General features: G+C 65.0%; 25 protein-coding genes. 8 read left to right on the top strand and 17 right to left on the bottom strand.

Annotation, left to right across the window (positions count from 1 at the left end; all coding sequences use genetic code 11):
• Window positions 1–82: 82 nt before the first annotated feature.
• The 3 genes from GOPIP_RS27145 to GOPIP_RS27135 form a co-directional block, all read right to left on the bottom strand.
• Complete coding sequence (locus tag GOPIP_RS27145) at window positions 83–748, bottom strand: dienelactone hydrolase family protein (RefSeq protein WP_231386699.1); 666 nt, start codon at window positions 746–748, stop codon at window positions 83–85.
• 82 nt (window positions 749–830) lie between these two features.
• On the bottom strand, window positions 831–1,634 hold the full coding sequence (locus GOPIP_RS27140) for an SDR family NAD(P)-dependent oxidoreductase (RefSeq protein ID WP_006373108.1): 804 nt from the start codon (window positions 1,632–1,634) through the stop codon (window positions 831–833).
• A complete protein-coding gene (locus tag GOPIP_RS27135) occupies window positions 1,631–2,149 on the bottom strand; it encodes an aromatic-ring-hydroxylating dioxygenase subunit beta (protein ID WP_006373107.1) in 519 nt (172 codons plus the stop codon). The genes GOPIP_RS27140 and GOPIP_RS27135 overlap by 4 nt, the downstream gene beginning before the upstream one ends.
• Window positions 2,150–2,350: 201 nt before the next feature.
• Here GOPIP_RS27135 and GOPIP_RS27130 point away from each other — a divergent pair, with 201 nt between their 5' ends.
• Genes GOPIP_RS27130 through dmpG form a run of 3 tightly spaced genes read left to right on the top strand, consistent with a single transcriptional unit; the run spans window position 2,351 to window position 5,229 of the window.
• Window positions 2,351–3,169 (top strand): 2-keto-4-pentenoate hydratase, encoded by an 819-nt coding sequence (locus GOPIP_RS27130; protein ID WP_006373105.1) that lies wholly within the window; start codon window positions 2,351–2,353, stop codon window positions 3,167–3,169.
• Window positions 3,169–4,137 (top strand): acetaldehyde dehydrogenase (acetylating), encoded by a 969-nt coding sequence (locus tag GOPIP_RS27125; protein ID WP_006373103.1) that lies wholly within the window; start codon window positions 3,169–3,171, stop codon window positions 4,135–4,137. The genes GOPIP_RS27130 and GOPIP_RS27125 overlap by 1 nt, the downstream gene beginning before the upstream one ends.
• A gap of 15 nt (window positions 4,138–4,152) precedes the next feature.
• Window positions 4,153–5,229, top strand: coding sequence for a 4-hydroxy-2-oxovalerate aldolase (dmpG, locus tag GOPIP_RS27120; RefSeq protein ID WP_006373101.1), 1,077 nt, complete (start codon window positions 4,153–4,155; stop codon window positions 5,227–5,229).
• Window positions 5,230–5,248: 19 nt separating this feature from the next.
• Here the strand turns inward: dmpG and GOPIP_RS27115 are convergent, their stop codons facing one another.
• Window positions 5,249–5,680, bottom strand: coding sequence for a PaaI family thioesterase (locus tag GOPIP_RS27115; protein ID WP_006373099.1), 432 nt, complete (start codon window positions 5,678–5,680; stop codon window positions 5,249–5,251).
• A gap of 115 nt (window positions 5,681–5,795) precedes the next feature.
• Here GOPIP_RS27115 and GOPIP_RS27110 point away from each other — a divergent pair, with 115 nt between their 5' ends.
• A complete protein-coding gene (locus tag GOPIP_RS27110; RefSeq protein WP_006373096.1) occupies window positions 5,796–6,497 on the top strand; it encodes a tyrosine-protein phosphatase in 702 nt (233 codons plus the stop codon).
• Here GOPIP_RS27110 and GOPIP_RS27105 read toward each other — a convergent pair.
• The 5 genes from GOPIP_RS27105 to GOPIP_RS27085 form a co-directional block, all read right to left on the bottom strand.
• Window positions 6,469–6,960, bottom strand: a complete 492-nt coding sequence (locus GOPIP_RS27105; protein WP_006373094.1) for a hypothetical protein — start codon at window positions 6,958–6,960, stop codon at window positions 6,469–6,471. The two genes, GOPIP_RS27110 and GOPIP_RS27105, sit on opposite strands and share 29 nt — an antisense overlap.
• On the bottom strand, window positions 6,957–7,889 hold the full coding sequence (locus GOPIP_RS27100) for an acyl-CoA dehydratase activase (protein WP_006373093.1): 933 nt from the start codon (window positions 7,887–7,889) through the stop codon (window positions 6,957–6,959). The genes GOPIP_RS27105 and GOPIP_RS27100 overlap by 4 nt, the downstream gene beginning before the upstream one ends.
• Window positions 7,889–9,229: a 2-hydroxyacyl-CoA dehydratase subunit D gene (locus GOPIP_RS27095; RefSeq protein ID WP_006373092.1), complete on the bottom strand. Its 1,341-nt coding sequence runs from the start codon at window positions 9,227–9,229 to the stop codon at window positions 7,889–7,891. Before GOPIP_RS27095 ends, GOPIP_RS27100 begins: the two co-directional genes overlap by 1 nt.
• A gap of 15 nt (window positions 9,230–9,244) precedes the next feature.
• On the bottom strand, window positions 9,245–10,390 hold the full coding sequence (locus tag GOPIP_RS27090) for a 2-hydroxyacyl-CoA dehydratase subunit D (protein ID WP_035728919.1): 1,146 nt from the start codon (window positions 10,388–10,390) through the stop codon (window positions 9,245–9,247).
• Between the two features lie 153 nt (window positions 10,391–10,543).
• Window positions 10,544–11,371 (bottom strand): PaaX family transcriptional regulator, encoded by an 828-nt coding sequence (locus GOPIP_RS27085; RefSeq protein WP_006373090.1) that lies wholly within the window; start codon window positions 11,369–11,371, stop codon window positions 10,544–10,546.
• 144 nt (window positions 11,372–11,515) lie between these two features.
• Here GOPIP_RS27085 and GOPIP_RS27080 point away from each other — a divergent pair, with 144 nt between their 5' ends.
• The 3 genes from GOPIP_RS27080 to GOPIP_RS27070 all read left to right on the top strand — a co-directional run bounded on the left by GOPIP_RS27080 (window position 11,516) and on the right by GOPIP_RS27070 (window position 15,074).
• Window positions 11,516–12,307, top strand: coding sequence for an SDR family NAD(P)-dependent oxidoreductase (locus GOPIP_RS27080; RefSeq protein ID WP_006373089.1), 792 nt, complete (start codon window positions 11,516–11,518; stop codon window positions 12,305–12,307).
• A gap of 27 nt (window positions 12,308–12,334) precedes the next feature.
• Window positions 12,335–13,204 (top strand): PaaI family thioesterase, encoded by an 870-nt coding sequence (locus tag GOPIP_RS27075; RefSeq protein WP_020171861.1) that lies wholly within the window; start codon window positions 12,335–12,337, stop codon window positions 13,202–13,204.
• Between the two features lie 226 nt (window positions 13,205–13,430).
• Window positions 13,431–15,074, top strand: coding sequence for an AMP-binding protein (locus tag GOPIP_RS27070; RefSeq protein WP_006373087.1), 1,644 nt, complete (start codon window positions 13,431–13,433; stop codon window positions 15,072–15,074).
• 9 nt (window positions 15,075–15,083) lie between these two features.
• Here the strand turns inward: GOPIP_RS27070 and GOPIP_RS27065 are convergent, their stop codons facing one another.
• On the bottom strand, window positions 15,084–16,391 hold the full coding sequence (locus GOPIP_RS27065) for an MFS transporter (protein ID WP_006373086.1): 1,308 nt from the start codon (window positions 16,389–16,391) through the stop codon (window positions 15,084–15,086).
• A gap of 65 nt (window positions 16,392–16,456) precedes the next feature.
• Between GOPIP_RS27065 and GOPIP_RS27060 the strand changes: the two genes are divergently transcribed.
• Window positions 16,457–16,960, top strand: coding sequence for a MarR family winged helix-turn-helix transcriptional regulator (locus tag GOPIP_RS27060; RefSeq protein WP_006373085.1), 504 nt, complete (start codon window positions 16,457–16,459; stop codon window positions 16,958–16,960).
• Window positions 16,961–17,025: 65 nt separating this feature from the next.
• On the opposite strand, the gene GOPIP_RS27055 is transcribed toward GOPIP_RS27060, so the two are convergent.
• The 7 genes from GOPIP_RS27055 to GOPIP_RS27030 form a co-directional block, all read right to left on the bottom strand.
• Window positions 17,026–17,631, bottom strand: coding sequence for a TetR family transcriptional regulator (locus tag GOPIP_RS27055; RefSeq protein WP_035728918.1), 606 nt, complete (start codon window positions 17,629–17,631; stop codon window positions 17,026–17,028).
• 69 nt (window positions 17,632–17,700) lie between these two features.
• Complete coding sequence (locus GOPIP_RS29775) at window positions 17,701–18,702, bottom strand: class I adenylate-forming enzyme family protein (protein WP_280110156.1); 1,002 nt, start codon at window positions 18,700–18,702, stop codon at window positions 17,701–17,703.
• A 28-nt stretch (window positions 18,703–18,730) separates the two neighbouring features.
• On the bottom strand, window positions 18,731–19,207 hold the full coding sequence (locus GOPIP_RS29770; RefSeq protein WP_006373082.1) for a class I adenylate-forming enzyme family protein: 477 nt from the start codon (window positions 19,205–19,207) through the stop codon (window positions 18,731–18,733).
• Window positions 19,204–20,076: a hypothetical protein gene (locus GOPIP_RS27045; RefSeq protein WP_244421237.1), complete on the bottom strand. Its 873-nt coding sequence runs from the start codon at window positions 20,074–20,076 to the stop codon at window positions 19,204–19,206. Before GOPIP_RS27045 ends, GOPIP_RS29770 begins: the two co-directional genes overlap by 4 nt.
• A 2-nt stretch (window positions 20,077–20,078) precedes the next feature.
• A complete protein-coding gene (locus GOPIP_RS27040) occupies window positions 20,079–21,299 on the bottom strand; it encodes an aromatic ring-hydroxylating oxygenase subunit alpha (RefSeq protein WP_006373080.1) in 1,221 nt (406 codons plus the stop codon).
• Window positions 21,300–21,430: 131 nt separating this feature from the next.
• Window positions 21,431–23,266, bottom strand: a complete 1,836-nt coding sequence (locus tag GOPIP_RS27035; protein ID WP_006373079.1) for an AMP-dependent synthetase/ligase — start codon at window positions 23,264–23,266, stop codon at window positions 21,431–21,433.
• A gap of 92 nt (window positions 23,267–23,358) precedes the next feature.
• Window positions 23,359–25,401, bottom strand: a complete 2,043-nt coding sequence (locus tag GOPIP_RS27030) for a flavin-containing monooxygenase (RefSeq protein WP_006373078.1) — start codon at window positions 25,399–25,401, stop codon at window positions 23,359–23,361.
• Window positions 25,402–25,460: the final 59 nt, after the last annotated feature.

Raw genomic sequence — 25,460 nt, 5'->3', positions numbered from 1 at the left:
TAGCGCAGAACGCCGCCGGTCCCGAGGGTCCGACGGCGTTCTGCTCGGCCGCGTTTTCCGACGGTGCCGACCCACGTCGCGGTCAGTCGCGGTTTGCACCCCGCTCGCGCCACTTCAGCGCGAGCGGGGTGGGCCGGGGAGCGACGCGTGCGCCGAACCACTCAATGGTCCGTTGCCATGAGTCGTACCACGCGCCGTAGCTGAGCCCGTCCTGATCGGCATGGCGATAGAACTCTCGACCGACACCGGGGTATCGCACGATTTCGCTGTGGACAAGGGAATTCGCGTCAAGGGTACGGGTCAACTCGGTGATCGCATGGTGATCCGCGCCGGGATCGGCTGAGCCGAAAAGGCCCAGCCACGGCGTCGACAGCGAGCCACGGACATGGTCGGTCAATCGCCCTGTTGATCCTTCTGGTTGGTGAGTCGCTGAAATACTCACAGCTGCACCGAATTCCAGGCGAGTTGCGGCCTCGAGAACAAGCTGACCGCTGCGGCCCAGGCCCAAGACGCCCACCTGCTCCGGCGTCCAACCGCGAGATCCGGCGCGATCGAGGAGTCCATCGAGCCGGCCCGTGTCACAGCCCGCAGCGAGGGACTCGTAGCCGTCTTCGGCGAGCCGATTCATGATCTCGACGCCGAGGACGTCGAGCAACCCGGGCTCGACCGCAAGAATCACGATCCCGTCCGGGGAGCCGCCCAAAGTTATCTCGCGAATCACTGTCTCCACGGCGTCGAGAGTGATCACCGCCGACGTCGGTGCAATCATCACAGTGGTCATCGGGCCCTCCGTATCCATTGGGTGTGGCTTGGGGGTGGGGTCGTCATTGCTATGCGCGGTGGGGAATCCATGGCCAGTACTTCGCGCCTGCACCCCCGTCCACGGTGATGCTGGTTCCGGTTACCATCGACGCCTCGTCAGAAGCGAGGAAGACCACGGCACCGACATAGTCCTGCGGGGCGGGCAGACGCGACATCGGTATCTGGGCAGAGAAGTCCATCTGGTACTCCTGGGGTCGGGTGACGAGCTCTTCCATCTGCGCGATGGCTGCCGGGTTGGTTGGTGCGGTGGCGGTGGGAGCGAAACCATTGACCCGGATATTGAATTCGGCCAACTCCATCGCCACCGAACGCGTGAAGTTGAGCAGCCCGCTCTTGGCGGTGGAGTATCCGATGTTTCCGGGCTGCCCCTGAAATGCCGCGGTCGAGAGCACGTTGATCACGCTGCCGCCCTCACCGCGCTCGATCATTGCCGTCGCAGCAGCGCGAGTGAACAGAAAGGCGCCGCCGAGAATGACGTCGAGTTGCGCGCGATAGACGTCGTAGGGCATCGAGAGTAGTCCCTGCTGTCGGAAAAAGACCGCATTGTTGACCAGGATGTCGACACGCCCCCACTGCGAGAGTGCTCGGGAAATGGCCTCGTTCGCGTGATCGGGGTCGGTGACGTCACCGGCGACCGCGATGGCTTCGCCGCCGGCGGCTCGGATACCCGCGGCGCAGGCCTCGGCGACGTCGCCGGAAAGATCGGTACACACCACCCGCGCGCCTTCGGCTGCGAGCCCCGCGGCAAGCGTCCCGCCGATGTTGGGGCTGGTGCCGGTGATCACGGCGACTTTGTCGGCCAGCCGGCTCATAGGATGATGCTCACCTTGCCGTGCGGGCGCAGGGCATCGAGGTCGAGCACAGATCGCCGGGTGAGGAAGCGGAAGCCGTGGTCCTCGTCGCGTTCCAGGATGTGATCGTAATGGCCTATGTAGGTATCCACCGTGCCACCACGCATCCGGAAGACGGCGAAGTTGGCAGAGACCTGCAGGGTGGCCTCGGTCTGCACGGCGACCCGAACGTTGGATACCAGCCGCCGGGTACGCGAATGCGGATACTCGGCGTGAGCCGAACGGCGCATGAGTGAATTGATGCGCTGTTCCAACAGGAATCGGTCATCCTGGACGAGAAACAGATCGCGAGCCGGGTCGCCGTCCGGTTTGTCGGTGGAAGGAATGAGATAGAGGCCGGTCGGACCGAATAGTTCCAGCCACTCTGGTAGGCGCCATGAATCGAGCATCTCGGCCTCGCGGTAGAGAAACTGCTCCACCTCATGGGAAAGGGCCATCGACTCGGCGATGTTCGGGCGGGCTACGACATCAACCATGTTCACTCCTCGGCTCGGTGCCTGGTACCCAGGTCTGCGTATCGACACTCGTCGACGCGGCCCGCTGCCGGCCACGGTGTGTTCCGGGGTCTGGAACGAGCGGGCCCGGGAGCGGACACGTTCCGGCGAACGGAACGAACTCTGCCGCCATCGGTCGTCACGGCTGCATTCTTCACTCGTGAACCGACAGCGAGGTATTCGATGACTGCTACCGAAAAGCTCCAGAACGACACGCCGCGTGTCATCGTCTCGGCCGCCGAGCGGTTGGCTGCGGCACGGCGCACCGCGACGCCCTGCCCTCCGGTGCGTGATCTGCTCGGCACCGAGGACGTCGCCGCGGCATACGAGGTGCAACAGCGCTTCGTCGACGACTGTGAGCGTGACGGCGCTCGGATCGTCGGCCGAAAGATAGGGCTGACCTCGCCGGCCGTCCAGCGTCAACTGGGCGTGGACCAACCCGATTTCGGGGTTCTCTTCGCCGACATGGACGTCTCCGGGCTTTCCGAAGTACCCGTGGGAGTGCTCTTGCAGCCAAAGGTCGAAGCGGAGGTGGCCTTCGCGCTTTCCGCCGATCTCGACGGTCCGACGGACCTGGAGACGGTTCGTGCTGCTGTCGGCCACGCGGTGGCCGCCATCGAGATCGTCGACTCCCGAGTCGCCGCATGGGACATCACCATCACCGACACGGTTGCCGACAACGCGTCGAGTGGGTTGTTCGTTCTCGGTGACAATCCGGTCTCGCTGGCCGACTTCGAACCGATCTCCACCTCGATGACGATGTCGGTGGACGGTGAGGTGGTCTCCGAGGGCACCGGTGCCGACTGCCTCGGCGACCCCCTGATCGCTCTGCAATGGCTCGCGCGTACCGCCGCGGACTATGGGTCTCCGCTCCGAGCGGGACAGGTGGTCCTGTCCGGTGCGCTGGGACCCATGGCGCCGGTGCAGCCGGGAAGCGTTGTGCGGGCCGAGATTTCCGGACTGGGAATCGTCGAGGTTTCTTTCGCGCGAGGAGATCTGTGATGGGCAAGGTGTCCGTGGCGATCATCGGTTCCGGCAACATCGGGACCGATCTCATGATCAAGGTTCTGCGGCAATCGCAGGGCTTGACGATGGGTGCGCTCGTCGGCATCGATCCGGACTCCGACGGGCTCGCCCGTGCGCAGCGTCTCGGGGTCCCGACCACTGCTCACGGGGTGGAAGGTCTGATCGCGCTCGACACGTTCGATGATATAGACATCGTGTTCGACGCAACGTCTGCCGGCGCGCACCTGAGAAACGCCGAGCGGCTCGCGCCCTTCGGCAAGAAACTCGTTGATCTGACCCCTGCGGCGATCGGACCGTACGTGGTTCCCTCGGTCAATCTCGATGATCAGCTGGCCCGGGGCGCCGACAATGTGAACATGGTGACCTGTGGTGGGCAGGCAACCATCCCCATCGTGCATGCGATCTCGCGTGTCACCGCGGTCCCGTATGCCGAGATCGTTGCGTCGATCGCATCTGCGTCCGCGGGACCGGGGACGCGGGCCAATATCGATGAGTTCACCGAGACAACTGCTGCGGCCATCGAATCGGTCGGTGGCGCGGCTCGCGGCAAGGCCATCATCGTCCTCAACCCTGCATCACCACCGCCGCTCATGCGTGACACCGTGGTGGCGTTGATCGGCGATGCCGATCACGAGCAGATTCGCGAGTCGATCGCGGCGATGGCCGCCGATGTTGCCGACTATGTTCCGGGATATCGCCTCAAGCAAGAGGTTCAGTTCACGCCGGTGTCCACTGACGAGCCGATTCACACGCTGCTGGCAGAACCCGAAAGCTCTGTGAAATACAAGGTTTCGGTGTTCCTCGAGGTGGAGGGGGCTGCACATTACCTTCCGGCCTACGCGGGCAACCTTGACATCATGACCTCTGCGGCGCTGCGAACCGGCGAGGCGATCGCTGCACGCGCGCAATCGCATTCGTCGTCGCACGCGTTGACCACGAACTGACAGAAAGGGTTCCAGGTGAACAACGATTCGATTGGCCAGGACCTGTACATTCAGGACGTCACACTCCGCGACGGCATGCATGCAGTACGGCACCGAATGAGTCCCGCCGACGTCGGGCGGATCGTGGCCGCACTCGACAGGGCCGGCGTCGATGCGATCGAGGTGGCCCACGGGGACGGACTCGCCGGCGGAAGCCTGACCTACGGTCCCGGCTCGCACACCGATAGCGAGTGGATCGAGGTCGCGGCCGAAAACATCTCGACCGCGATGCTGACCACCCTCTTGCTTCCGGGTATCGGCACCATCCACGATCTCAAGCGGGCTCATGCGCTAGGAGTCCGATCGGTACGAGTGGCGACGCACTGCAGTGAAGCCGACGTCTCCGCGCAACACATCGCCACCGCGAGAGAGCTGGGAATGGATGTGTCGGGATTCCTGATGCTCAGTCACATGCTCTCGGCTCCCGAACTGGCACAGCAGGCGAAGCTGATGGAATCCTATGGTGCACACTGCGTGTACGTGACTGATTCCGGTGGCCGGCTCACGATGGACGGCGTGCGGGAACGTGTCCGTGCCTACCGCGACGTGCTGGACCCGGACACCCAGATCGGCATCCACGCGCACGAGAATCTCTCACTCTCGGTTGCGAATTCCGTTGTGGCGGTTGAGGAGGGGGTCACCCGGGTGGACGCGTCACTCGCCGGGCAGGGCGCGGGAGCGGGCAACTGCCCGATCGAACCGTTCGTGGCCGTGGCGAACCTCAACGGGTGGAAGCACCGGTGCGATCTGTTCGCACTCCAGGATGCGGCAGACGACATCGTGCGTCCGCTTCAGGACCGGCCGGTCCGGGTGGATCGGGAAACACTGACCCTCGGCTACGCCGGTGCGTACTCGAGCTTCCTCCGTCACGCCGAGACCGCCGCCGCCCGCTACGGTATCGACGTCCGCACGATCCTGATCGAGGTCGGCAGGCGTGGACTCGTCGGTGGTCAAGAGGACATGATCGTCGATATCGCCCTCGATCTCGTACGCAATGCCGAACCGACGGCCCATTCAGCGGCGAATGGTTCTGCGGCGGAAAGCGTTGCATGACAGCTTCACCGGCCTCCGATCACACCGATTCGGACATCGCGATGTTCTGTAACCGGACCTGACTCCGGGCCACGAGCGTGCCGTCGTCGATGCGCATGTCCACCGACCACAACTGTTGGCGCCGACCGCGATGGATCGGCTGCGATCGCGCGGTGATGATGCCCTCGGTGACCGACCGGAGGAAGTCGGTGTTGTTGTTGACGCCGACGGACGTTCCGCCGATCCCGCTGTGCTGAAGCCAGAAGTAGCCGCTGAGACTCGCGACGCTCTCGGCGATCGCACAATAGACGCCGCCGTGGACGATGCCGAACGGTTGGCGGTGCATCGGACCGATCTCAAGCCGGCTGGTCACGCCGTCGGGCTCCCGGGACAGCAGGACGAGTCCGAGAGCGTCATCGAATCCCGCGCCGGACGCGGCTCGACGGTGGATCTGATCGTGGTCTGTGGGCATCGGCAAGTTCTCCGCTCGGGGGCCTGGCGCAGGATCCAGAACATCAGTTGATATGGTACGACCAAATATTACCGCCGAGGCTCGCGACTTCCGACGCCACCCGAGGAGTTGTCCGATGACCGTGTCGTTGCACGCACCGGTGAACGTTCGAGATCTGGCCGGACTGCCGGTTCGTTCGGGTGGCTCGACCCAGCCGGGGATGCTGCTGCGCAGCGACGCGCTCTACGAAGGTGACACCGCGCCGACGAACGTCGAGTGGCCGCCTACCACCGTGATCGATCTCCGAGATGCCACCGAGGCCAGTCGGTTCGCCTGGACCTGGGAGCCCGGCGTCGAGTTGGTCGGCAATCCGCTGTTTTCCGGCGCTCGGATCGATCGGGTGATGCACTCGTCGCTCAGTGAGCTGTACGGGGAGATGCTTACGACCTCTTCGGCACGGATCGTCGCAGCGCTCAACCATGTCGATCCGGTCGGCTCGACACTGGTGCACTGCGCGGCGGGCAAGGATCGGACGGGAGTGGTGATTGCGGTCGCGTTGCTCCTTGCCGACGTGGAACGTGAGGCGATCATCGCCGACTACCAGCGGACGGCCGAGGCGGTCCCGGGGATCTATGAGCGGATGAAGGTCCGCAAGCGTCTGCCGCGGGGCGTGACACGTGATGCCCCTGTCTGGGGAACCCCGCGTGAGGCGATCGAGTTGGTCCTCGGCGCGGTATCGGAGAACCCGGGCGGGGCGTGGGGCTGGGTGGAGGCCAACGGCGGTGACATGGAACGGCTTTCGAAGTGGGTCACGAGGTTCGCCGGCGCACCATCGTAGCGGCGCGCCTGACGACGTCCGCGGCGATCTCCCCGATCGCGACTCCGGGCCGCAGAGCGACGCCGAGTGCCTGGTCCGTCTCATGGGAATCGGTTGTCTCGTCGTCGATTCGGATCACCACGGGGTGCTCGCGCGTGGACTCTCCGAGTGACCGGGTCATGTGCTCCAGGTCGGCTGTGCCGAGGACGATGATGTCGGGGTCGCCGAGCGAGGCCGTCAGTTCGGCGACGATCCGTTCGGCGTCGGGAGCCGACACCAGATCACCCGACGCCGGTACCGCCCAGATGCCCGACGCCGCCCGGAATGCAGCGGTGGCCGCGGCGCTCGCCGAAGATTCGTCAGGACAGGCGATTCCGATGCGCTGCATCCCCGCCCGAACGAATCCGAGGGCGATCTCCTGCAGAAGAGTCGGATCGTCACCCACGAGGAAGACCGTCACGTCATCGAGGTCGCCGTCGGTCACGTGCTGCTCCGCAAAGTCAAGGGCACGGCACCGTGATCGTGCGACAGGTCTCCGTCACAACCGGTACAGCGTGGCGCCGTTTGCCCTGTCCGTTGTGCCAGTTGGGCTTTCGCCGACGAGTCGTGCCGTTCGGCTCGGGCGAGCGACCCTTGGTAGTCGTCGTGCGCGAGCAACCCGGCTCCGTACGCGCCGGCGATCTGCGGTTGCGCCAACACCTCGACCGGGTGTCGCAGCGCCAGCTCGAGGTAGTGGCGTGCGGCTTCGTTGCGTGCCACACCGCCGGTCATCACGGTGGGAGTCGCCTTACCCACCTGGGCGACGAGTCCGAGGGTCCGTGCCGCCACCGCCTTGTGCACCGACGCGGCGATGTCGGCCTTCTCCTGTCCCTGTGCCAGCATCGAGATCACCTCGGTCTCGGCGAAGGTCGCGCACATGCTGCTGACCTCGAGGCCGTCGGCCCCGGACATGGCCAGTGCTCCCACCTCACTGACGTCGACCTCGAGGGCGCGAGCCAGGACGTCGAAGAATCGGCCGGTGCCGCTGGCGCACCGGTCATTCATCGCGAATCGCTCGACCAGTCCGTCGTCGTCGACGGCGATCGCCTTGCTGTCCTGCCCGCCGATGTCGACCACCAGACGTACACCGGGGCACAACGCTGCGGCTCCCCTTGCATGACAGGTGATCTCGGTGAACGAGCGGTCCGCACCGGGAACGAGCTTGCGTCCGTATCCGGTGCTGATGGTGCGCTTGATGTCCCCGGCGGACACCTCGGCGTCCTCGAGGGCGGACGTGATCGCGATGACCACCGCATCGCGACTGACCGCACCCATCTGCACGACGCTGGAACCGACGAGGCTGCCCGAGTCGTCGACGACGACAGCTTTCGCCGTGGTCGAGCCGAGATCGACCCCCAGCACATGCCATGTCATCAGACCAGGGACTTCGCGCGCTGGACGTCGATCGCTTCGAGCATCGCCTCGAGACGGCTGTCGAACAGCTCGTCGTTGTAGAACGACGCATCGGCCACGTCCCCCTCGAAGAAGAACGACTTCACCCCGCGCTCCCGTTCGGCGGCGCGCGCCAGCATGGTCTGCGGATTCGTCATCGCTCGGCACGTCCGAGTGGAGTGGAAAGCGATGCCGTCGATGGAATACTCGTCGATTCGACGCAGCAGCAGCTCCTGCAGATTCTTGAGCCCGTGATTGAGTGGGCACAACAAATAGTGTTGAGCCATTCCGCGCAGTGGGTTCTCGACATCGATGAGTTGTGGTTCCTGCCAGAATGATTCGTGGGTATAGCGGCCCGCGACCACCGCGACATCGTACTCGGCGAACTTCTTGGTCAGGAACCCGAGTTTGTTCCAGTTCATGATTCCGTCGAAGTAGACCCGATAGCGCTCGTCGGCCACCGCGGTGACACCATCGGCGAGCCGTTGCTCGATCTCGGCCTTGACTCCGGCGAAATAGTCGACGAGAGCCTGGTTTCCGGGGAGGAAGTTGATCGGCGCGATACTCGCCACCCAATCCCAGTATGTCGCGGGCGTCGGGGCCTGGGTGCACAGGGCCATCCCCTCGAGCCTGAGCTCGGATGCGCGCTTGATGTAGGACATGCTCTCGCTGAGCACATCCCAGTCAAAGGGTCGCCCCGTCTGATACTCGAGGAACTCGACGAGTTCGCGCAATTGCCCCTCGGCGTAAGCGCTGACCTCTTCCCATTCTTCACCCCGCATATAGCCGGCATCGGGCTTGTTGCCCCACAACATCGGCAGCGAGACGTTGAAGACCGGCAGCTGGCGATCGAAGACGCGGTAGGTCATGGCATCCCACTGCTGTCCGGTGCTGCAGCCGGCGTACCCGTTGACGAAGAAGTCGGGGGCGGGCAGTTTCGCGGCAAGTTCCTGTTGGTCGAGCATGCCGACCACTCCGGTGTCACTCTCGTCGAGATTCTGCCGGGTCAGCACGGCGCATCCCAGGTGGGTCCGGGCATAGGAACACAATTCGCCGATGTATCCGTACTCGGCCCCGGCGGCCTGGGCGGGTTCCTCGAGATGCTGGGCGGCCAGCCGAGCGGCGAAGGCTTCGCCGTGGCACCATTCGAGGCCGGCCGCCTGAAAGAGGGGGTTCATCGCGGCGCCGTTGTACCAGACGACGTGTTTGCCGCGCTCTTTCGCGGTGAAGATGTTCTCCCAGTAGGCCGCGGTCATCCGTCCGCCGACCTTGGTGCTCGACAGCTTGTTGGTCTTGTCCTTCTGGAACAGAGGGGTACTCATGATATTTTCCTTCGGTCAAACCGTCAGCGGGGCGGCGCTTCGGCGGATTCGTTCGACGAATGTCTCCATCTGGGTGCGCAGCTTCTCCAGCGGGATACCTTCGTGCTCGGTTTCGATGAGTAGCAACGGAATACCTTGTGCATCAAGTGCTTTGCGAAGTTCCGGATAGTACAGCATATGGGGTTCGCAGAACTTGGCCATCAATACGACGACCCCGGACGCGCCACTGGCGGCGATGGAATCCAGAAGGTAGGTGTCCCAGTCCACATCACTGGTGACCCGAGTCGGACAGGGGGCGTTGTGGTTGCGATCGAGATACCATTCCGACAGTGCGGCAACGGGATCGGATTCCTCAGGTACATCGGTGGAGATGTACCGGTATCCCGTATAGAGGTCGTCGTCGACGACGACGGCACCGGATTCTTCGATCACATCCAGGATCTCGGGACGCGGCGCATGACAGAAGTGTCCGGACACGTGAACGCGCACGACGTCGGCCGGTGCTGCCTCCGCAGTCAGGTGCACGAGAAGGTCTTTCAGGAGTCCGGTGTGCTCGTCGATGTCCATCACCATGCTCGACTTGACCAACACCTGCATCTCACTCGCGGTGATGTGGGCCCGGCCCGATCGGCGCAGCGCGTAGATGTCGCGGAGCAGGCCCCGATTCCGATTGAATGCCGCGATGCTCTCCCTCAGCGCGGCATCGGTGACACGGTGTCCGGTGACGGATTCGATCTCCGCCCGCAGGTCGGCGATGCGGTCGTCGACCCGCGGACGGGTCGACGCGTTGTCCATTGCACTGGTGAACTGCGCGAAGTGGACCGGTTTGTCGGGACGTGCATACCGGATGACATCGACGGCGCCGAGCAATTGCACGCAGTGGTCCGCGGCGACGAAGGCATCGAAGACGTCGAGCTCACCGATCGCGGCCTGATCGGCCACACTGCGGGTGTATCCGCAGTAGAACTCGGCGAGCAGGCTGCGGCCTTCGGTGATGGGAGTGCGGCTCTCCTGGACGATGACGGGCAGAGCGCCCGCGGCATGCGCCAACTCGGCGGGGAAGTTCATCGGGAACGACCCGATCACGGGACGTCGGTGTGCGTGCTTCCACCGGCGCGCGTAAGTCACGGGATCATCGGCGGCCGATGTCAGGAGCGCCATCGTGGGTGCGTGAAGTGAGCTCACGTGTGTCCTTTGGCTGTGGTGAGACGCGGGGCTGAGAACGAGGCGTGCTCATTCAGGCGTCGAGCTCATACTACAAATTCAGATCGTCTCTGTCCACAAATGTAGAACGTTGTCGGATCGCCGCACGCGTTAGTCGAGTTGGGCGACAGTGAGCCAGTGCGCGTGTGCCGCCGGTGCGCGTTCGGCGCGCAGTTCCTGCAGTCGTCGGATGACCTTGAGGCCAGGCCACTCCGGCAAGAGTTCATGGGGGAGTTGGGGATCCATGTAGGGCGTGTGGCGCAGGGCGTCGATCAGTTCGATGTGGGCCACCAATGCGGCCTTGCCGGCGAGCTGCTCGTCGTTGTCAAAACGTGCGCGCAGAGCCTCGTAGGTGCGTGCAACCTCATCGAGATCCCACGCGCGCTCGACGAGTTCGGCCTCGGACACGCCCACTGACGCCGGGGAGCCGATGAACGACATGGTGTTGTCGTGCAGGCCCAACGAGTCGATGGCTGATTGCGCTTCGGGCAGCCGCTCGACATGCGGCGTGACCCAGATTCCCGCGCTGGGATTGCCGAAACCGGCCCAGCGCAGGGCGGCGTAGAGCTTCTTGCGGGTAGCTCGTCGGGATTCGGGTATCGGAACGATCACTATCAACCATTTGCCGTCCCAGCGGCCGATCGTCGAGTCGGGAAACACTCGCCGTGTGCCCTCGCGGAACAGTTCATGGGTTCGCTCGGTCAGGGCCCACTTCGTCTCTCGCCCGTCACGTTCGGCGGCCAGGAGTCCGGAGGCTCCGGCGCGTGCGATGGCCTGTCGGCTCGCCGACTCGCCGAAGCCGACGCCGGTGAGTGCGTACAGCAGTGCTGCTGTGCGTACGGGCTGGTGATACGGGGCCACGAGTTCGCCCAGGATTGAGATGAGCGCCGATCGGGCGCTGGCGATCGAGGTGACGGACTCGTCGGCGTGCTCGGACATGGGTGACATCGTATCGGTCGATCGACGTCGAGTCGGAGCACGCCGCGTGGATACAGGCACAGAAAAAATAATACATCTATAGATAGAACAGCGACAGTAGTGTAGAACGTTAGATAGTTGTCGTGAGTTGAGAGGTGAGAGTTGATGTCCGAGTCGCCGCTGGTTCGTAAGTACGAGGAGTCCGGTGCCCTGATCGCCGGAGGAACCTCGGGTGTCGGCCTCGCCAGTGCGCTCGGGCTCGCCGCGGCCGGAGTTCCCCGGCTGGTGCTCGTCGGCCGTGACGCCGAACGGGGTGACGGTGCGCGTCGAGCGGTTCTCGATCAGTACCCGGATGTCGAGGTGACCTTCGTGTCGGCCGACGCGACCGATGAGTCGGCCGTGGATCGCGCGGTCTCCGCGGCGCACGACCGGCTGGGTTCGGTCGACATCTGCATCAGCTCGACGACCACCGCCTACAAGCCGGAGCTGTTGCACCGCACACCGGCCGCGTCGATGTCGGCAATCCTCACCGGCCAGGCGCTGCCGCCGATGTTGTTCACCCGTGCGGTACTGCCGCTGATGCAGGATCAGGGTGGCGGGAGCATCATCAACATCGCTTCCGATGCGGCCAAGGTGCCGACCCCGGGAGAGAGTGTTCTGGGGGCGGCCATGGCGGCCATCGTCATGTTCACGCGCGTGGTGGCGGTGGAGGCCAAGCGCAACGGTATTCGCGTCAACGCGGTGACCCCATCGCTGATCGAGGGCACCCGCACCGCAGACAACGTCCTGCGCGACGGATTCAGCCGATCGTTGTTCGAGAAGGCGGCCGGGCAGGCGCACCTGGGAGTGGCGGTCCCCGACGATCTGGCGTCCCTGATCGTCTTCCTGGCCGGCCCCGGTGCCGCCCGGTTGACCGGTCAGACCGTCAGTGTCAACGGCGGCATCTCCGCCTTCTGATATCGCCGCACGGAGGTGACTGTGGACATGGGTGATCGGGACATACTCGTCGACGGTCGGACCTGTTCGGCAGGTGCGCGATGGGACGCGACGCCGCGGCCGGTGCAGTACATCCCCGGCCCGCCCGAACTCCTCTTCGGCGTCGACGAGGTCGTGGGGACCAGTGCGGAAACCCTTGGTCGGATGACGTTGAATCCCTTGATGTACACCGCGGACGGTGTGTCGCCGGGAGCGCTCGGCGTCTTTGCCGACACCGCGATCGGCAGCGCCGCGGTCGCGTACCGACCATCCGGCGGGTGGGCGGCCACCACCGAACTCACCATGGACTTCTGCGCGCCGATTCCCGCGGCGGGTGGATTCCTACACGCTTGCGGCCGGACCGCTCATCGCTATGCGACGGGGGCGGTTGCCACCGGCACCATCACCGATGACACGGGGTCGACGGTCGCGGTGGTCACCGAACGGGTTCAGTTCAGCACCGCTGCGCCGCGACCACGTGAACTTCCCGCGGGTCGCAGCGCGACGCCCGCAGGGGAAGGACTGGCCCAGCGTCTTGGCCTTCGGGACGCGGGTGCCGGCCTTGAACTCGACGTCGTCGACCCCGTCATCAATCCCGGCGGAAGCCTTCACGGCGGGGTAGCGCTCTACGCGTCGGATCGTGCTGCCGGCCAAGCCATTGCCGGGCGCGCACCAGGACTCGAGACCGCGATGATGAACGCGGTCTACCTCCGTCCCGGCCCGGCCGGACAGACCGTGCGCTTCGACGTCGATATCGAATACATCGGCCGCAGTTCCGCTCTCGCAGTAGTGCGATCCACCCGCACTGACGGGAAGGTCTGCACCGTCGTCACCATCACCTATCGACGGCGACGCGACGACTCGGTCCGGAGGGGTTGAGCGCAGACCCGAGGCGAACGTTCGAACTTCCCAGCCGTCGGCATCGAGCCGGCGGATGGCGATTGTGTGATTCGTGAAAGCTGTTGACAGAAAATACTTTTCGGTAGACACGGGGTATTGCCGAGTAATGGTTAGACCGTTTATTCTGTGACGTGGACCATACATCGAGACCTCTCTCGACGCGGACAGCCCGTCGTCAGCCCCGATTGCGAATGGAGATCGATCCATGACCCTCACCACCTCCTACTGGCCCGCCGTCGCCAGCACCGGTGTTCGCGACATCACCCTGCCCGACCTGCTGCGCGAAGGCGCCGACGTGAACCCCGACCGGGTCGCTCTCGTCGACGCGGTCGCCGATGTGGGGGCACGGCGTGAATGGACCTATGCCGAACTCCTCGACGACGTCGAGCGGTATGCGCGCGCGCTCCTGGCGGAATTCTCACCCGGCGACCGCATCGCGGTCTTCGCCCCGAACAGCGCCGACTGGGTGATCCTCCAACAGGCGATCGCCATGTCGGGAATGATCGTGGTCGCTGCGAATCCCGCCTACCGTGTCGACGAACTCGAGTACGTCCTGCGGCAATCGCAGGCGTCGGCGATCTTCTACCAGCGTGAGTACCGGGGCGCCGATCTCGGGGCGATCGTTGCCGCAGTGACCACCTCCGTCGATTCTGTCCGGCTCGTCGTTCCCGATCATCAGTGGCAGCAGTTCGCGGCCGGGTCCGACTCCTCGGTCGAGTTGCCGGCTGTGGCACCGACGGATCCGGTGCAGATCCAGTACACCTCGGGCACAACAGGTTTTCCGAAAGGGGCGCTGCTGCACCACAAGGGCATCGTGAACGAGGCGACGTTCGTGTTCGAACGTGCGGGAATGAGTGACGGGGGCGTGTGTATCAACGCGATGCCGATGTATCACATCGGGGGCGGAGCGGTCACCGAACTCGGTACTCTGTCGGCCCACGGCACCTACGTCGTACTTCCCGGTTTCGACCCGGCGACGGCTCTCGAAGCCTACGAAACCTACCGTGGCACACACGGATTGTTCGTCCCGACGATGCTGCTCGCGTTACTCGATCACCCGGACGGCAGGACTCGTGACCTCTCGAGCATGCAGACCGTGCTGTCCGGAGCGGCCGCAGTACCCGAGGCTCTCGTGCGACGGGTGACCAGCGAGTGGAACTGCGACTTCTCGATCCTGTTCGGACAGACCGAGATGCACGGCGTCATCAGTCAAACCAGGATCGCCGACAGTCCCACCGATCAGGCGACGACGGTCGGGCAACCGCTCCCCGAACTCGAGGTACGACTCGTCGATCCGATCACGGGCACTGTGGTGCCCATCGGCGAACAGGGTGAGATCTGTTGCCGCGGATACCAGAACATGCTGGCCTACTACAACATGCCGGAGGCCACCGCGGTCACCATCGACGCCGATGGCTGGCTACACATGGGTGACCTGGCGACGATGGACGATCGCGGATTCCTCAAGATCACCGGTCGTCTCAAGGAGATGATCATCCGCGGCGGGGTCAACATCTATCCGAGGGAGATCGAGGAGCTCCTCTTCGGACATCCCGACATCGGCGATGCCATCGTTGTCGGCGTACCCGATGACTATTGGGGTGAACAGGTCGCCGCAGTGTTGCGAGCCGCCGACCCGAGCCGGTGCCCAGATCCCGACGATCTGAAAAACTGGTGTCGAGAGCGTATTTCGGCTCACAAGGTCCCGACGATGTGGTTCTTCGCCGACGAGTTCCCCATGACGCCGTCCGGCAAGATCCAGAAGTTCAAGGTGCGCGACGCCATCGCGCACGGGGACATGACTCCGGACAAGGTCACCGGCGGCAAACCGGCGACGATGAACGGCTGAGTTCGTAGCTCACCGAGGCTTGTGATCGAACCGCCGATCGGCGAGTAGCGCACTTTCGGCGAGGATGGATTCCTCCTCGACGGCCGGGACCTGCCGGGCGGCGTCTTCGGCGTCCTGGCGTTCGTGAGAAACGGGCAGTTCCTCCTCGTGATCGGCGGCGACAAGCGCTTTGTGCACGGTGCCCAGGACGATGGCGGCGACGGCAGCGGTGACGGCACCCAGGACGAAGGGCACGTGCGCGTTGTAATGCTCGACGAGTTTGCCCGCGGCAAAGGGGGCCAGGCCGCCGCCGATGAAACGGACGAAGCCGTAGGTGGCCGAGGCGACCGGGCGGGGGACCGGGGCGATACTCATGACCGCGGTGGTGACCAGGGTGTTGTTGAGTCCGACGACGATTCCCGAGGCGATGACGGCGCCGATGACCACCCATCGGTGGTCCGACCAGATGCCGATGACCAGGGAGATCACCGCCATTGTCAGCAGCGCTCCGTAGAGGGTCTTGGGCGTTCCGTAGCGGGACTTGAGCATTGGTGCACCGAAGACGGCGAACAATGCGACCAAGATGCCCCAGCCGAAGAACACGAACCCGAGTTTGATGGCCGACAGATGCATCAGGAACGGTGCGTAGCCGAGGATGGTGAAGAAGGCCCAGTTGTAGAGCAGTCCGGTGACGCTGGTGGTGGCCAGGCTCCGATGGCGCAGCGCCGCAATCGGTTCGATGATCGACGACGTCTTCTCCGGCCTCGGGGTGGGTTCGACCAAGACGATGGTGGCGACGAGTGCGATGAGCATCAGCACGGCGACGCCGAAGAACGGCCCACGCCAACTGATGGTGCCGAGGAGCCCGCCGACCAGTGGACCGGCGGCGATGCCGACTCCCAGCGCTGTCTCGTAGAGGACGATGGCCCCGGCGAAGCCGCCGGCCGAGGACCCGACGATGACCGCGAGGGACGTGGCGATGAACAGGGCGTTGCCCAGTCCCCATCCGGCGCGGAAACCGACGATCTGGGAGATGGAATTGCTCGCCCCGGCCGCTGCAGCGAACGCGACGATCAGTACCAGGCCGACGATCAGGGTGCGTTTGGCGCCGATGACGCTCGATACCCACCCGGTGATGAGCATGGCGACGGCGGTGACCACGAGGTAGCTGGTGAACAGCAAGGTGACCTGTGAGGGTGTGGCATTCAGCTGTGAGGAGAGCGCCGGCAGGATCGGGTCCACGAGCCCGATACCCATGAACGACACCACGCAGGCGAACGCCACCGCCCACACCGCCCGGGGTTGTCGGAAAGCGCTGGTGGTGGAGCTGGCTGACATAAATTCCATAACTACGCTATATAAATGAGTTATGCAATAGCTCTGTCGCTATCTACACTGGGCGGATGGCCGATTCCGCGACGCCGGTGACTCTCGAGAATGAGGGCGGTGCACCTGTTGACGCCCGTGAAGGACTCGGGGATGTCTCCGACGTCGGCGAGGCCCTGTACGCGCTGTTGTCGGTGCTCGTGAGACAGCAACCGCGGGAGATCAGCGTGACCGCGGTATCAACGTTGTCGACCTTGCGCAGCGAGGGGCCGCAGCGGATCACCGCGCTGGCGACCATTCAGGGTGTCAGCCAGCCGGCGATGACGAATCTGATTGCCTCGCTGGAGAAGTCCGGATTCGTCGTGCGCCGACGCGACCCGTCGGATGGCCGGGTGTCGGTGATCGAACTGACCGATGCGGGGCTCGAGTACGTTCTCGGGCGCCGTCGGGAGGGTAGTGAACGGGTCGGTAGGCATCTCGCGCATCTACCCGAGGATCAGCGCGCGGCACTGGTGGCCGCGGTGCCTGCGTTGTGGGAGTTGGAGAAAGCCGTGCGCGGGGCCGACACGCATCACCGGTGAAGGGGCCGGACGGATCGTCGGCCGTCATTGCTGGGCGGCGACGACGCCGAGCGGGTCGCCTTCTCCTACGCGATCTCGGCGCCGATCCCCTGCAAGAAGACCCGCAGCATCTCGACGAACAGCACGTCGTCGTTCCAGTCGTCGCCATCGAGCGACGCCGCGACCTCCGTGCTGAACAGGGAGGGGTCGGTGACCGGGGTCATCGCCGGCCGGCCGGTAGCCGCACACATCGCCGATCCGATCGTCATGCGGTGCACGGATTCGACGATGAACATCTGACGATCCGACGGGACACCGTGCTCGTCGAGTACGGCACAGTGTGTGGCGTACAGCTTTTCGAGCAGCCCGGCGGGAAAGTGCTCGACGACGAGGGGGACCGCCCGGGCGTGGGCGAGCAGCGCGCTACGGAACATCACCGCGCCCTCGATGAGCCACTGCTGCCAGTCGCCGTCACGGATGGGGTCGTGTGGTGGCGTCTGTAGCACGATCGCTCGCGCAACCTCGGCGAGGATCTCGTTCTTGTCGCGAAAGTGGTTGTAGAGCGAGGGCGCCCGGACGTTGAGCCGCACGGCGATGCGTTCGAGGCTCAGCCCGGTGGGACCGTCGGAGTCGACGATGTCGATCGCGGTCTGTACCGCCACGGAGCGCTCGATGAGCGGTCGCCGTCCCATGTCCACCTCCTCCTGCGGGTAGCGGTGCCCGGCAACAACTCGCCAACGATACCTGGCTCGCCACCGCGGTCAGGTGGCCACTGCGGTCCCGATCCGCGTCCCATGTTGCGGGAGATCGGCATAGCGGTCGCGCAGGCTCCCCTTCCGGATCTTCATTCCCGCCGTGCGGGGCAGCGGGTCGTCGACGAACTCCACATAGCGCGGCGCCTTGTACGCGGCCAGCCGGTCGCGGCAGTGTCGCACGACGTCCTCGGGCGTGATGCTCCCCGCTGCCCGGACCAATGCCGCGGGCGTCTCGCCGAACTCTGCATCGGCGACCCCGATCACGGCGACCTCGGTCACCTGTGGCATCTCCGCGATGATGCGCTCGAGCTCGGCGGCATAAATGTTGATGCCACCGGAGATGATGATGTCCTTGGTGCGCCCGATGATCCGAATCCCGTACTCGTCCCGCACACCGATGTCACCGGTTCGCAACGACCCGCCCCCGAAGGTGGCCTCGGTGAGTGGCTCATCGAGCCAGTAGCCCGCGGCGATGCCCGGTCCGGTGATCCGTACTTCCCCGGGTTCGCCGGGCGCACAGGGGTGTTCGTCGGCACCGATGAGGGTGACCTCGTTCAGGATTCCACCGATGCCGACATACTCGGGGTGAGCCATGGCCATCGCAACACCGGGTACCGTGGCGTTCGATTGGGACTCGGTCAGCCCGTACACCTGCCGAAGTCCGATGCCCTTGGCCGACCACGCTTCGATGAGAGCCGAGGTCACCGGGTTTCCCCCGGTGAAGGCGACAGTCAGCGACGACAGATCGGCAGCGGCGAACTCCGGGTGCGCGGCCATCTGCTCGTAGAAGATCGTGGTGGCGCCGAGATGGGTGATCTTCTCGTCGCGGATCAGTGCCAGGGCCACAGCGGGATCCCATTCCGGGAGATACACACAGCTCCCACCGAGGATCAGCGGACCGAGGAAACCGTTGAGCAGGCCGGCGCCGAATGCCATCGAACTCACACTGAGCGCCCGCGCCCGCAGAAACGCCGGCTCCTGCAGACACCACTCGAACAGTGCGCTCATCAACGAATCATGCGAGTAGACCACGCCTTTACGGTTCGCCCGTGGAACCCGACGTCGACATGATCGCGACCGGTGCCGAGCCGTCGGCCGGGATATGCGGTAGTGGTGCCGGTATGTGGGCCGATCCGAGGCCGTCGATGTCGGCCGACGGTGTCGTGGCGTCGAGCAGCGGGCGTAATGAGGACGCGGCGACGACGATCTGAGGGGTCACCTTGTCGATGAAATGCGCGAGTTCGCTTGCGCTACTGCGCTCGTTGAGGGGGCAGATGACCGCGCCGAGTTTGAGCGCGGCCACCGCGGCGACAACCCAGCTGATCGACGGGCGGCCCAGCAGGGCCACGCGTCGGCCGCGGGTGACGCCGAGTGAGATCAGCTCGTGCGCGGCACAATTCGCGGCGATATCGAGCTCGCGCCAGGTCAGCGTGCGATCCCCGCACGTCACCGACGGCTGATCGGGCTGCCGCTCGGTCCACGCGGCCAGGGGTCGGAGAATGCTGTTGTTCATGAGAAGTCCTCGGTGAGCGATGGGAAGCCGGGTGATGAGAGGCTGGGCGATGGGACGCCGGGCGAATAGAGGATGTCGGTGCGATCGTGATGAAACGCTGCGCTGCGGAATGCGGCCAGGGCGTCGGGCTCTTCGGGATTCAGGGTCGTCTCCACGCTGGTGACCCCCGAGGCGAACAAGGCGTCGGCTGCGGCGGCGACAACCGGTGACAAGCGTTGCGCGGATGGCGGACCGATCATCGTCACCGAGCCGATGACGCCGACGTCACCGTGCCGGTCCGTCCGCACCGCGGCGAGGAGGTGGCCGTGGTCGAACACCTCGAGCGTGCCGTCCGCACCGACAGCGTTGTGCACGAGCCGATCCGAGCCCGCCACGTCTGACGCGCGGGAGTGCGACAACGCCGAGCGCGAGGGGAGAACCAGGTGGTGTCGCTCGCCGATGACCGCTGCGCCACATCGTCGGGCCAGGCGCGCGGCGGCCGGATGGGCGCCTGCGCTCCTGGCCAGGATCGGCCGCCCGACCGGAGGGAATCCTGGTGGACGCTGCGCTGCGATGCACTCGAACGCCGATGTGGCCACACCGGTCGCACGGTGATCCGGGTCGATGACCACGTCGAGCTCGTACGGGCCGTCCTCGGTTCGGGTGACCAGGATGACGCCGGCGAGCCGGGGTTCGGTGGTGGTCGGTGCGCCCCAACGGTGCAGCCGGGTGCGGATCTCGATCGTGGACGTCGCCCTCGGGTGCGTGGGGATTCGGTCGGCGAACCCCATCTCGAGATCGACAGTGCGGGCGGTATCGATCAGCTCCGACGCGGCCGCCGACGGCGGTCCGGGGTACGACGTCAGAGTCGTCGGTTCCGTCGTCGTCATGATCATCGGGACGGCTCCAGAGCGATGAGCCGATCGATCTCGCGCCGAAAGAGATGGCTGGCGATCTCATTGCGACCCAACAGCATCGTGCCCATGTCCTGGCTGGTGAGCGCTTCCTGGGAGCCGTCGAGGATCGGGAAGTCCTCGTCGTGCAGGATCGCGATCAGCAAGCCCCAGTTCTTGGCCCATCGCTTGGTCCAGTGTTCCGGTGAGAGCCCGCTCGCCTCGACCGACGGCGCCATGATGCGCATCTGCATGATCGACCGATGGGGATCGGCGCCGACCGGTCGAAAGGTGAGCAACTCGAAATGTGTTGCGTGCTTGAGCAACATCGTGTTCGGCGCGAGGAAGCAGCTCTCGATGGTGTGTCCCTCCATCGACCGATCCCAGTCAACGTCGTGCCCGATGAACTGGTCGATGCTCTTGCGTGCGGTGAGGAACCAGAACGACGAGCCCAGCTCTTCCAGCACGACAGCGTTGGTGTGCAGCATCTTTCCGGCGGTGTTCGGGTGTGCGTACTTCACGTGGTAGTTGTCGAGAAAGCCGTCCTGCATGATCTTCCAGTTGACGGGTCGCTCATAGGTGTGTGGATCGATGCTCACCAGTTGGTCGATGCGGTACTCGGCGAGGATCGCATCGAGCTCGGGTCCGAGCCACGCGGCCACGTCGATCTCGCGGTCGGCGTTGTCGATGACCCAGATGAATCCGTGGCGCTCCTCCACCGGGATCGGCACCAATCCGAAGTCGCCGCGATCGAAGTCGCCGAAGGTGTCGTCGAGGGTGACCGTCCGCAATCGGCCATCGGGGTCGTAGGACCACCGGTGGTACGGACACGAGAACAGCCGGCACTTGCCTGCCGGTTCGGTGACCAATTGTGCACCGCGATGGCGGCAGGCATTGACGAGGGCCTTGACCCCGCCGTCGCGCTGTCTGATCACCACCACCTTGTTGCGGGGCAGATCCACGCTGACGAAATCGTTGCGCTCGGCCACCTCCGACGAGTGGGCGACGATGAACGGTACCTCGCCGAACACTCGATCGCGTTCGAGTTCGGCTCGTCGGTGATCGCGGAAGTCGTCGGGTTCGGTGTGCGTGATGCGCGCCCACTGATCCGTCCGGGAACCGTCCAGATGGGCGAGGAGACCGCGCAACGCGCGCGTCCGGCGTTCCTGGATGCGCTCCGACCAGACGTCCGGCGGCATGGTGGTGGTGTCAGTGGTCATCGGTAGTCCTTAGTCTGCTCCGCGGGTGGGTGAGCGGGGTCACACGTTTACTATCGACGTTAGTTTATTTTCTGTCAAGCCCGCGTGTCACAGTGGCCGTCAATGAGTCTGTGGCAGAGCGGGTCCTGCGTTCAGCGAGCCGACTGCTCGTAGATTTCCTCGATCAGTCCCTCGTACTTGCTTGCGACACCGCGTCGTTTGAGCTTCATCGTCGGGGTGAGTTCCTCGGAATCGGGCAACCACTCGGCGTCGAGAAGACGGTAGGCCTTGATCTGTTCGACACGCGAGAGTCGCGCGTTCGCCTGCTCCACGGCCTCGGCGATGAGCTGCTTGAGCTCCGGATCGTCGACCAGGTCCGACAATGCGGCATCGGCACGGCCACACTGGGTGGCGAAGGTCCGCGCCGAATCGGGGTCGAGCACCAGAAGCGCCACGTTGTAGGGGCGGCGGTCACCGATGACACAGGCCTGCCCGATCAGCGGGGACGCACTCTTCAGGGTCCCCTCAATGTTGGCCGGCGACATGTTCTTTCCCGCCGCGTTGATGATGAGTTCCTTCTTGCGGTCGACGATGCTCACCCATCCGTCGTCATCGATGACGGCGATGTCGCCGGTGTGCAGCCAGCCGTGCGAGTCGATGGCCTCGGCGGTCTTCTCGGGAGTCTTGCGGTAGCCCTTCATGACATGGGGTCCGCGGAGCAACAGTTCGCCGTCGTCGGCGAGTTTCGCCTCGGTCCCCGGCTGCGCGATACCGACTTTCCCGATCCGGATGTCGGTGGGCAGGTTGGTGAAGCCCAGAGCGCCGGTCTCCGACATGCCGAAGCCCTCTTGGAGCGGAAGACCGAGTGCGAGAAAGAATTCGTGCACCGCGGGCGCAATCGGCGCAGCACCGGTCATGAGGAGCGCGACACGATCGAAACCCAGCTGGGTCCGCAACGGTGCGAGGATCATGGCATCGGCCTCGGCAACCCGGTCGGCGAGATCACCCGGCACCTCCTCCTGCCGCTGCTCGATCCGTACTTTCTCGATGGCGGCGTCCACCGCGGCGAGGGTGGTCTCGCGTGAACCATCGGGCAGGGCATCGAATTTCGCGAGGAGCGAGGCGCGCAGCTTCTCCCAGATCCGCGGGACACCGAGAAACCACGACGGATGGGTCTCGGCGACCGCGGCGAACACCGACGACGCGTTCGCGACCGTGGTGATCGGCCATCCGGTGGCCGTTGCCAGGTAGTGCGAGAACACCCGGTCTGCTGCGTGTGCGGTCGGCAGGTAGGAGATCGCTGCACCCTCGACGGCGAAGGGGAAACGCAGATTACAAGTATGCATGACGAACATGAGATTGGCGTGCGTGAGCTCCACGCCCTTGGGGTCGCCGGTCGTCCCCGAGGTGTAGATGAGCGTGGCGACATCGTCGGACCGGACTGCGCCCCACGTTGATTCGAAATCGAATCCGTCCGGCCGGCGGCTGCGGAGCTCGTCAAGGGTGCTCACCCGGGCCGCGCCCACCGCATCGTTGCCGTCGACGGAATCGACGACGACCACATGCGCCAGCCGCGGAGCGGCCGCCGCTCCGATCGCGGGGAGGAAGCGGGATTCGGTCACCAGCACCGTGTTCTCGGCGTTGTCGAACAGATAACTGATCTGCTCGGGCGCCGAGGTCAGGTAGATCGAGAACGGCGTCGCGCCCAGATGCAGGGTCGCCATGTCGATGATGTGGAACTCCGGACAGTTGGGCAGCATGATCGCCACGGTGTCGCCCCGCCCGATGCCGAGATCGGCCAACCCGCCGGCCACCTCCGCCACGATCCTCGCATAGTCGTTCCACGACAACGACTTCTCGGTGCCGAAGTCGTGCAGTGCGAGCCGGTCGCCGCGGTCGACGACGGTGGCTTGGAATGCCGCCGGGATCGTGGTGGCGCCAACTCCGGGTGCGGCTTGCGGAGTACGGGTGTCGGTGCTCTGGGACATGGGGACGTGACCTCGCTGCTCGTGGTGGCGATGGATCTTCGGTGGGATCGAGATGTGTGGGTGGGGTGGGGCATGCCCTACCGGGGTATTCCCTATTGGGACGAGGTGACCGTTGCCGATTCGGTGGCATGCTTTGCCGCCGATCCGTTGCGGGGGGTGACGACGAAATCCGATGGCTCCGGTTCGTGGACGCGATCCCAGTAATCGACGTAGCGCCACGGGCTGTTCGTCACGATCCGCCCGCGGGCATTGCGGTAATAGGTGGTGGTACCGCCGAAATCCCACACCGTGTGCGCGAGTGCGTCGTCGAGCTCCTCGTTGTACGAGTCGTGGGACTCCTGGCGCACCTCGATGGTGGCGAGGTCGTCGTCGATCATCGAGCTGATCAACGCGGTGACGTGTTGTACCTGCATCTCGGTGCCCGCGATCACGGTGCCGCCGTGCCCGGTGTTGGTGTTCGGGCCGTACAGGCAGAAGAAGTTGGGGAAACCGGGAACCGAGATGCCCAGGAAGGCGCGGCCGTCGCCCTCGCCCCACACCTCCCGGAGGGTGTGCCCGCCGCGGCCTCGTACGGTGAGGGAGGCGAGGACGTCGACCGCCTTGAAACCTGTTGCCAGCACCAGGATGTCGGTCTCGTGATCGGTGCCGTCGACCGTTCGGACGCCGGTCTCGGTGATCTTCTCGATGCCGTCCGTGACGAGTACGACGTTGTCGCGGGTCAGTGATCGGAACCAGCCGGCATCGATCAGCAGGCGTTTTCCGTACGGCGGATAGTCGGGCACGCTGCGGGCCAGCACGTCCGGGTGTTCGGCGAGCTCGTGCTCGATGTAGGCGGTGAGTTGCGCGCGAAGCCGGTCGTTGCCCTTGTTGATGGCCCGACCGAGATGCGGGAACTCGGGATCCACCTGCAGCAGACCCCACACCTTGTCACCCATGCGCCAGAACAGCCGGGCGCGGTACCAGGCCAGGTAGTAGGGCACGTGCTCGTTGAGGAAGTGCACGGCGGCCGACACCTCGGCACCCTTGAGAGGATGCGGAATCGCCCACTGCGCGGTCCGTTGGAAGACGCGGACCTCCTGCGCCACCTCCGCGCTTGCGGGCACGAATTGCATTGCGCTGGCGCCGGTTCCGATGACGGCGACCCGCTTGCCCGCGAGATCGACCGAGCGATCCCAACGGGCGGTGTGCAGGGTCGGACCACCGAAATCGGAGAGTCCGGGTAGATCGGGGATGCTCGGCTGGTTGAGGAGCCCGACGGCGCTGATGACGACGTCGGCGACGAGTGTCTCCGTCGCCTCATCGCCGTCGGCCGGTCCGATGCTGACCTCCCACTTCGAGGTGGCCTCGTCGAACTGCGCCTCGTGGACGAGCGTGCTCAGCCGGGTGTTGGCCAGGACGCCGTGACGCTGCGCCAGGGTGCGCCAGTAGTCGGCGAGCTCGCTCTGCGGTGCGAAGTAGCTCGACCAGTCCGGCTTGGGATCGAACGACAGGGCATAGAGGTAGCTCGGGGTGTCGACCCCGCACCCCGGATAGAAGTTCTCGTGCCACGTGCCGCCGACGTCGGGGTTCTTGTCGACGACGGTGTAGGCGATACCGGCCTGCGCCAGACGCACTGCCATCGCCAACCCCGAGATGCCGGCGCCGATGATCAGGACCCGGAAGCCCGACCGAGGCGTCGACTGCGGTTCGCTGTGACGGGCATAGATTCCCATCTCCTCACCGAGCAGACGACCGTAATCCGCGGGGATCGAATCGTGCAGCATCACCGACAGCGCGGCCGAAAGTCGCTCGGGTTCCGGCAGATCGGCCGGCGGTTGCAACGTTCCGTCCCGCCAGGCGATGAGCACCTCGGCCGCTTCCGTGCGTATCCGCGCTGCAAACTCGTCGTCGAACCCGCCCGAATCGTGATCGCCGAGGTCCCTCGGGGCGGTGGGGAGATACGGCTCCGAGATCCAGCGGTCGTCGCCGGTGAGAAGGGCGAGCGAGCCGAGCAGGATCGGCAGATTCGCCTCGGCGAGGGCATCGGTCAGTTCCGCGTCGGTGAAATCGGGCGTCGGGGTGAATGCGCCCGACGGCTGATGTCCGGAGCGGAGTTTCTTCGATTGGGGTCTGGACTGCACCATACGTGCGACCATACAATCTGTTCAGACGTGGTGTCAATCACAGTCCACTCCGAATGTGCGGAGGACGGATG

This window comes from Gordonia polyisoprenivorans NBRC 16320 = JCM 10675, assembly GCF_000241325.1.
Lineage (GTDB): Bacteria > Actinomycetota > Actinomycetes > Mycobacteriales > Mycobacteriaceae > Gordonia > Gordonia polyisoprenivorans.
The sequence above is the reverse complement of the archived record's forward strand: the minus strand, read 5'-3'. Positions and strand labels throughout refer to the sequence as shown.

Coding starts and splice junctions, on each gene's coding strand:
- GOPIP_RS29770 (WP_006373082.1), bottom strand. CDS start 19,207: ATGAACAACAGCATTCTCCGACCCCTGGCCGCGTGGACCGAGCGGCAG.
- GOPIP_RS27055 (WP_035728918.1), bottom strand. CDS start 17,631: ATGGGACGGCGACCGCTCATCGAGCGCTCCGTGGCGGTACAGACCGCG.
- GOPIP_RS27065 (WP_006373086.1), bottom strand. CDS start 16,391: ATGTCAGCCAGCTCCACCACCAGCGCTTTCCGACAACCCCGGGCGGTG.
- GOPIP_RS27030 (WP_006373078.1), bottom strand. CDS start 25,401: ATGGTCGCACGTATGGTGCAGTCCAGACCCCAATCGAAGAAACTCCGC.
- GOPIP_RS27075 (WP_020171861.1), top strand. CDS start 12,335: ATGGGTGATCGGGACATACTCGTCGACGGTCGGACCTGTTCGGCAGGT.
- GOPIP_RS27080 (WP_006373089.1), top strand. CDS start 11,516: ATGTCCGAGTCGCCGCTGGTTCGTAAGTACGAGGAGTCCGGTGCCCTG.
- GOPIP_RS27090 (WP_035728919.1), bottom strand. CDS start 10,390: ATGGCGCTCCTGACATCGGCCGCCGATGATCCCGTGACTTACGCGCGC.
- GOPIP_RS27130 (WP_006373105.1), top strand. CDS start 2,351: ATGACTGCTACCGAAAAGCTCCAGAACGACACGCCGCGTGTCATCGTC.
- GOPIP_RS27110 (WP_006373096.1), top strand. CDS start 5,796: ATGACCGTGTCGTTGCACGCACCGGTGAACGTTCGAGATCTGGCCGGA.
- GOPIP_RS27095 (WP_006373092.1), bottom strand. CDS start 9,229: ATGAGTACCCCTCTGTTCCAGAAGGACAAGACCAACAAGCTGTCGAGC.
- GOPIP_RS27100 (WP_006373093.1), bottom strand. CDS start 7,889: ATGACATGGCATGTGCTGGGGGTCGATCTCGGCTCGACCACGGCGAAA.
- GOPIP_RS27060 (WP_006373085.1), top strand. CDS start 16,457: ATGGCCGATTCCGCGACGCCGGTGACTCTCGAGAATGAGGGCGGTGCA.
- GOPIP_RS29775 (WP_280110156.1), bottom strand. CDS start 18,702: ATGAGCGCACTGTTCGAGTGGTGTCTGCAGGAGCCGGCGTTTCTGCGG.
- GOPIP_RS27070 (WP_006373087.1), top strand. CDS start 13,431: ATGACCCTCACCACCTCCTACTGGCCCGCCGTCGCCAGCACCGGTGTT.
- GOPIP_RS27115 (WP_006373099.1), bottom strand. CDS start 5,680: ATGCCCACAGACCACGATCAGATCCACCGTCGAGCCGCGTCCGGCGCG.
- GOPIP_RS27135 (WP_006373107.1), bottom strand. CDS start 2,149: ATGGTTGATGTCGTAGCCCGCCCGAACATCGCCGAGTCGATGGCCCTT.
- GOPIP_RS27040 (WP_006373080.1), bottom strand. CDS start 21,299: ATGACCACTGACACCACCACCATGCCGCCGGACGTCTGGTCGGAGCGC.
- GOPIP_RS27140 (WP_006373108.1), bottom strand. CDS start 1,634: ATGAGCCGGCTGGCCGACAAAGTCGCCGTGATCACCGGCACCAGCCCC.
- GOPIP_RS27035 (WP_006373079.1), bottom strand. CDS start 23,266: ATGTCCCAGAGCACCGACACCCGTACTCCGCAAGCCGCACCCGGAGTT.
- GOPIP_RS27045 (WP_244421237.1), bottom strand. CDS start 20,076: ATGACGACGACGGAACCGACGACTCTGACGTCGTACCCCGGACCGCCG.
- GOPIP_RS27125 (WP_006373103.1), top strand. CDS start 3,169: ATGGGCAAGGTGTCCGTGGCGATCATCGGTTCCGGCAACATCGGGACC.
- GOPIP_RS27085 (WP_006373090.1), bottom strand. CDS start 11,371: ATGTCCGAGCACGCCGACGAGTCCGTCACCTCGATCGCCAGCGCCCGA.